Origin of the sequence: Crocosphaera watsonii WH 8501 (assembly GCF_000167195.1) — a bacterium.
GTDB lineage: Bacteria > Cyanobacteriota > Cyanobacteriia > Cyanobacteriales > Microcystaceae > Crocosphaera > Crocosphaera watsonii.
Genome location: NZ_AADV02000217.1, coordinates 1 through 6,029 on the forward strand (window position 1 = coordinate 1; position 6,029 = coordinate 6,029).

Sequence of the window (6,029 nt, forward strand, 5' to 3'; positions counted from 1 at the left end):
CGATCCGGGTCCATTGATAGAGGTTCAGACATGGCGGCGATCGCTTTGAGTACAAACCCAGCTAGCATCGCTAAACTGATACGACGCTTAATAGCATTCTCAGTCCAGGCTCTGGGCATTTCCATCCCCGCACTATCCTGGGCAACATAGAAGTTAGTTTCCACGGGGAAGCGATGCTTATACCCCAACCAAATCTGTTCAGTAGTTAGGGTTTGCTGAAAAAGTTTCTCCAAAATTTATGCCACTTTTGACCAAGAATTTTCTGACAAATCAATAAGTTTTAGTACATAAAAATTGTTTAAAGTATAATCAAAATTAATGAAAGGCGGTTTGATGAGTTCCTCTGTTCTATTATTAGTAAATAAGGACAAAAAAAGCGACAAAAACTGCCTCAGAAGTTTACAAAGATTGACAACTAAAAATGTAATAGCAATAGATGTAATGGAGGTTTCAGGGAGTTTTGTCATCACGAGATTTAGGCTAAATCTTCGTTTAGCTTGTCCAAACTTTCCCTCAATAGCATTACGGAAGCATTCATCGGAGTGGGCTTGTTTCTTTTCTTCTTCACTGACATTTTTCGGAGGTCTTCCTAACTTCGGACCACTGATTCTTATCCCTCTTTCCTTACACCAATTTCTGTTTTCCCTAGTTCGATAAATTTTATCTACATGGACGGATTCGGGATAATAGCCAAACGTTTCTTTATACTTTTCTACTTGTTCTTTTAAATGACAAGATTCATTGAAGTTTTCCCAACTTATTTTGTCTAGAAACACATAGTTATCTACACAGCTTACTGAGAGTTTAGCTCCAAACTCTATTGGTTTTCCTGCTTTTCCCCTCACTATTGGACGAATATGCCGTTGAGTTAAACTTACAATTCTTTGAGGAACACTCTGGGTCTTATTCTCCCACATTGACTGTTGTTGTTCATAAACTTTTTTGATAGTCTCTAGACAATTTTTCTGTCTTTTACTCAGATTTTCCTGGGAAGCCCCAGCTTGAATTAAGTCTTCTATATTTCCTAAATTTTTCTTAAGGTATTTTAACTGTTTCCCGATAGCTTTTCTTCTTTCTTGATAAGATACTTTTCGTTTTTTAGCTACTTTTAAGTATTCCTTTCTAGCAATTTTTCTAGAAGTTCTCGGCTTTTTTCTCAATTTTACTCTTAATGGTTTATAAAGATTATCTATTATTCTTTCTGTCTCAATTCTGGCTTGATTTAATATGCCTAAATCCGTTGGGTATTTGATGTCTGCTGGCGCACAAGTCGCATCTAAAACTAGTTTACCTTTATTTTTTATTTTTTCTCCTTTTTCTTGGAGACAATCCTTTTTTTTTACTTCTTTATCACTCTTGTCTATTTCTCTTTTTACTATTTTTTTATTGATTTTGTTTATCAATTCTCCATCAATTCTTTTCCTAAAATGAACTAGCATTGAAGATTCCAGTGGTGGCTCTTGTTGATAACAATTTAAACCTATAAAGTATTGTAGATAGGGATTTTCTCTAATCTGTTCTATAGTTTCTCTATCACTTGTTCCTAATTTTTCCTTAATAATTAATGTCCCTAATGCCATTCTAAATAGTTTGGCTGGCGCACCTTTTTCTGCTGAAAAAAGTTTAGCACATTCTTCCTCAAAATCATCCCAAGGTATCAACTCTGCCATGATTACCCAACGATTATTGGGGGACAATTTGCCCTCGAAAGGTAATTCAAATTTTTCTGGGGGCGGTAAAGGTTGCTCCTCTTTTCGATACATTTGTTCTTGACCAACAACTGGGAGGTGTTTCTACCAATTATAGCGGTTTGTAGCCGACAAAGCTGATCTTTTTTGCGATCGCGAATATGGGTGTAACCTTTTAAAGAATAGGGTTTTGCTTTTATTCAGCAAACCCTAAGTATCTCCATGAGTTCGCCAATATTGACCTGGAAAATCGGGTAATGCGACTAAAAAACAGTCATCTTCATCTGACCATTGAATGATTATTCTATATCTGAACTTCCCCCATACATATCTACTATAGAGCCTTGAAACCCTTATCTATGAAGGGATACAGCGATTAGACTCCGGTGCTGTACCCATGTATATGATAACATATCTTAATGGACAGGGATTCTCTCTATTTGCTAAAATAGTAGTCATGTATATGGAGCGAGTTCCGAATAGAAATTCCCCCCCGGCTGTTCTGCTTCGTGAATCTTACAGAGAAGGAGAGAGAGTCAAAAAAAGAACCCTGGCAAATCTATCAACATTGCCAGATGAAGTTGTTGATAATATGAAACTGGTATTAAAAGGGGCGAAAGTTTCAATGACTGAAACGATACCCGATAATTTTGAGGTGATAAGAAGTCGTCCTCATGGTCATGTGATGGTTATATTAGAAACCATTAAAAAGTTAGGGTTAGATAAGATAATTGCCAAAACTTCTTCTCGAACTAGAAACTTAGTTTTGGGTATGATAATTGCGAGAATTATCAATCCTAAATCTAAATTAGCCACAGCCAGAGGATTTCATGAGAAAACTTTTAGTAATAGTTTAGGAAAAGTGTTAAACTTAGAAAAAGCTGATGAAGACGAACTCTATGATGCTTTGGATTGGTTAGTCAATAAACAAGAGAAAATTGAAAATAAATTAGCTAGTCTTCATCTCAATAATGGCTCATTAGTTTTATATGATGTCACCTCAACCTACCTAGAAGGGAACGGATGTGAATTAGGAAAATATGGATATAATCGAGATAAGAAGAAGGGAAAAACCCAAATAGTCTTTGGACTACTTTGTGACCAAAATGGTTGTCCTGTCGCTGTAGAAGTTTTTGAAGGAAACACCTCGGATACTAGCACATTAGAAAGTCAAATAGAGAAAGTTAGGAAACGATTTGAGGTTAAGAATGTGGTGTGGGTGACAGATAGAGGTATTTTAACGTCTTCAAATATTAAAGAGTTGGTGAAACCAGTAGAAGGATTGGATTATATCAGTGGCTTAACTAAGGCAAGCATTAGAAAATTAGCCGAAGTAGAGGCTATTCAACTAGGATTATTTGATGAAGTTAATCTCGTTGAATTTGAAAGCGAAGATTACCCAAATGAAAGATTAATTGCTTGTCGAAATCCTTTGATTGCTGCTAAAAATAGGAAACAAAGAGAAGCTCTATTAAAAATAGCGGAAGAACAATTTGAGTTAATTATCAAAGCCACCAAAAGGGAAAAAAGAGCTTTGAAAGGAGCGGATAAAATAGCCTTAAGGGTGGCTAAGTTATTAAACAAGTATAAAATCAATAAATACTATAATTTAGACATCACATATTCAGGATTTACTTATGAGCGTAAACAAGAGTTGATTGACCAAGAAATTGCTCTAGACGGGGTTTATATTCTTAGAAATTCTGTAGATGAAACTCTAATGGATGGATTTGAAGTTGTCAAAGCTTATAAAAGTTTATCTTCGTTGGAAGAAGCTTTCCGTTGTTATAAATCTATTGATTTAAAAGTGCGTCCTATTTATCATTATAAGGGAGACAGAGTTAAGGCACATATTTTCTTATGTATGTTGGCTTATTACGTTGAATGGCATTTAAAACAAAAATTAGCCCCTTTATTATTTGAAGATGAAGAAATTGATAATAACTATCAGGATGTCATAAAAGCTCGTCGTAGTAATTCTGCTGTTGCTAAAGATAGAAAAAAACGCACCGAAGATAACTTACCAGTTCACAGCTTTCGTACTTTACTAGAAGATTTGGGAACAATTTGCTTGAACACAGTTGAGTGTTCTTTAGAGAGTGGAAAATACGTTTTTGACAAGATAACTCGACCTACTGAAGTGCAACAAAAGGCATTAGATTTATTAAGCATTTCTTCTGTTTGTACCCATTAATAACCCCTAGCTAATTCGGTGTATCCCTCATGCAGCATACGTTATCGGGTTTTGTCAAAGGGGAAGTTCAGCTATATTTAATTTCTTCCATTTTTTTCTGTAGTTTTTTTCATTCATTTTTCAAAGATACTTTTTTTCCTAAGCGATAAGAAGTCAAAGAACTATTACGAATTTCTAACTCTACTTGTGCAATTAGCTCATCTAATGCTAGGTTAAGGTTGTCAAATTTTTGGATCGCTTTCTATTTGTTTCATTCTAACTCTAATAGCTTCTGTATCTGTGGGATGTTTACGGATATAGTTTCGTAATTCTTTGGTTGTCATTTGTTCAAATTTTTTCATGATACAAATCTCCAATTGCTTTTTTTGATGTAAAATTTTCAATTTTTTTTGAAGCGTTTAAAATTTCGATTCCGATGACGTTTCCCTGTGCATCATAATCTAATATTACTCCCGGACTGATAGCATCACTTTCTTCAATTTCTGCTACACCCCAATTAATTCTTAATACATCAATTTCTCTATCATATTTAGCTTCCATTGTTTAATCTCCTGTATTTGTTTAATTTGCTAGTAAAGTAAACAGTAACGATTTTGTTTGGTTTAACTAAATAATTATACTGTAAATGTAGGGGTCAACGGCCGTTGACCCCTACTCATTTTTCAATTCTTCTAACACTTCATCGGTAAAAGGATTTTCACCTTTTTTAAGGGTCTCTATCCATTGTTTAAACTTAGTCTTAAGTTCATAATCAAGAATATTAGGATTACTTATTAAAATTTCTAAATCTTTAATAGCATCATCAAAGTTTCCAGTTAATGCTTTTGCTATTCCTCTAACTCCTTTAGCTAATTCTATCTCGTCTTTCTCTGTAGAAGTTTTAACGGCATTTTCACAAGCAAATAATACGTCATTGACCTGTTTATTTAAAGTGCCTCGTAAACACAAAGTCAACCATGATTCAGAATCTATTTTAAGCTCAGGATAAAATTCTTCTGCCGTTTTATAAGCAATTAAGGCTTGCTCTATTTTATCAGCTTGAACTAAATTTACTCCTCTTTCAATTAATGCTTGTGCTATTTCTTGTTTATCTTCTTCTATATCAAGATTTTGATCAAGTTTCTTTGCCTTATTCAATTTCTGTTTAGCCATTGAAAGATCATCATTTATATTATCACTTTTCTCCTCTAACATTATTCCTCTTGCTTGCTTAACTAAAGCAGACGCAGTTAACTGATTAACTTATTGTTGTAAGGATTTTATATTGAGTTCTTTATCTAATTTTTTAGCTGCCTTTAATTTACGGTTAGCAGCTTTAATCTCTCCTGTTTCCTTAGCAATAGCAAAACCCTTTCTCACTAAAAACTCTGCTTTTTCCTCATCACTCCAACCCCCATATTTTAAGCAAGTTTTGGCGTAACTGCTCACCGCAACAAAAAAGTCTTATTGAAAAGCACTACAAACAACATCAGTTGAGTCAACAAAAATATAAGCCCTGTGATTTAGCGTAAAATTTAAGCTAATTTATTACGGCTATTTTAATGACTAACATTCCCAGAATCAAGTCTTTTAAAAACCTCAAATAAAAACAACAATATGAGAAAAAAAAGAATAGTAAGATAGTTTTTTGTTAGCGGAGATTATCCGCTAACCCTGTGTATTTTTGTGCAGAGAGATAGGGGGATCAAGAAAAATCTATCCCCTATCGGCTCCGGAGCCTTTTACATCTCTAATCCTGGGGGACTCCGACCAGCTAATGAAAATAATTCGCATAATTGGACAATGGCATTTTGCCCCTGTAATCTCATGGTCTCTAAAAACTGAACATTTGGGTGACTAACTCTGCACCCCAGTCGCTTCTTGCTCCCCCACTTACTTGCGTGAATGACAATGGGACGTAAAGCTCTCTCAGCATCATTATATCTGGTTTGACTTTCAGATAGTTAGAAAGTGAACACTCTTCCAATGACGTTGAGACGGTAATCATCTTGNGCACATAAGGCATCCTTTTTTGGAGTGCTTTAAAATCTTTGCAGGGAGTTCTGACTTCGTCTTTTGAACCTAAGCTCAAGGTTAAATTCAACCTATATGACAATAGGGAACGCCGTTGTTAAATTGTGTAATTGGAGAAATTCAATCCTTGAAAA

Annotated in this window: 6 protein-coding genes and 3 pseudogenes; 1 reads left to right on the forward strand and 8 read right to left on the reverse strand. The window is 34.8% G+C overall.

Translation table 11 applies throughout. The annotated features are described in order from the left end of the window. From CWATDRAFT_RS29080 to CWATDRAFT_RS40735, 3 genes and pseudogenes are all read right to left on the reverse strand, one after another. Positions 1-233 (reverse strand): annotated as a pseudogene (locus CWATDRAFT_RS29080) (hypothetical protein); the annotation flags it as partial. A 3-nt stretch (positions 234-236) separates the two neighbouring features. After that, complete coding sequence (locus tag CWATDRAFT_RS29085; RefSeq protein ID WP_007308331.1) at positions 237-1,763, reverse strand: IS5-like element ISCwa2 family transposase; 1,527 nt, start codon at positions 1,761-1,763, stop codon at positions 237-239. A gap of 138 nt (positions 1,764-1,901) precedes the next feature. Next, positions 1,902-2,045: pseudogene (locus CWATDRAFT_RS40735) on the reverse strand (type II toxin-antitoxin system HicB family antitoxin); the annotation flags it as partial. A gap of 100 nt (positions 2,046-2,145) precedes the next feature. Here CWATDRAFT_RS40735 and CWATDRAFT_RS29090 point away from each other — a divergent pair. Then, the gene (locus CWATDRAFT_RS29090; protein WP_042712803.1) at positions 2,146-3,882 is read left to right on the forward strand and encodes an IS1634 family transposase; all 1,737 of its coding nucleotides are present in this window, start codon (positions 2,146-2,148) and stop codon (positions 3,880-3,882) included. A gap of 221 nt (positions 3,883-4,103) precedes the next feature. On the opposite strand, the gene CWATDRAFT_RS42055 is transcribed toward CWATDRAFT_RS29090, so the two are convergent. The 5 genes and pseudogenes from CWATDRAFT_RS42055 to CWATDRAFT_RS36445 all read right to left on the reverse strand — a co-directional run. Then, on the reverse strand, positions 4,104-4,205 hold the full coding sequence (locus tag CWATDRAFT_RS42055) for a DUF6887 family protein (RefSeq protein WP_412093296.1): 102 nt from the start codon (positions 4,203-4,205) through the stop codon (positions 4,104-4,106). A 4-nt stretch (positions 4,206-4,209) separates the two neighbouring features. Further along, positions 4,210-4,422 carry a DUF2283 domain-containing protein gene (locus CWATDRAFT_RS29095; RefSeq protein WP_007308330.1) on the reverse strand — a complete coding sequence of 71 codons (213 nt, stop codon included), beginning with the start codon at positions 4,420-4,422 and terminating at the stop codon, positions 4,210-4,212. 111 nt (positions 4,423-4,533) lie between these two features. Further along, a complete protein-coding gene (locus CWATDRAFT_RS29100; protein ID WP_007308329.1) occupies positions 4,534-5,076 on the reverse strand; it encodes a tetratricopeptide repeat protein in 543 nt (180 codons plus the stop codon). 48 nt (positions 5,077-5,124) lie between these two features. Continuing rightward, on the reverse strand, positions 5,125-5,310 hold the full coding sequence (locus tag CWATDRAFT_RS29105) for a hypothetical protein (protein ID WP_042712805.1): 186 nt from the start codon (positions 5,308-5,310) through the stop codon (positions 5,125-5,127). 293 nt (positions 5,311-5,603) lie between these two features. After that, positions 5,604-5,824 (reverse strand): annotated as a pseudogene (locus CWATDRAFT_RS36445) (hypothetical protein); the annotation flags it as partial. Positions 5,825-6,029: the final 205 nt, after the last annotated feature.

Excerpts from the sequence above, each read along its gene's own strand:
- CWATDRAFT_RS29095 (WP_007308330.1), bottom strand. The coding sequence starts at position 4,422 with ATGGAAGCTAAATATGATAGAGAAATTGATGTATTAAGAATTAATTGG.
- CWATDRAFT_RS29090 (WP_042712803.1), top strand. The coding sequence starts at position 2,146 with ATGTATATGGAGCGAGTTCCGAATAGAAATTCCCCCCCGGCTGTTCTG.
- CWATDRAFT_RS42055 (WP_412093296.1), bottom strand. The coding sequence starts at position 4,205 with ATGACAACCAAAGAATTACGAAACTATATCCGTAAACATCCCACAGAT.
- CWATDRAFT_RS29085 (WP_007308331.1), bottom strand. The coding sequence starts at position 1,763 with ATGTATCGAAAAGAGGAGCAACCTTTACCGCCCCCAGAAAAATTTGAA.
- CWATDRAFT_RS29100 (WP_007308329.1), bottom strand. The coding sequence starts at position 5,076 with ATGTTAGAGGAGAAAAGTGATAATATAAATGATGATCTTTCAATGGCT.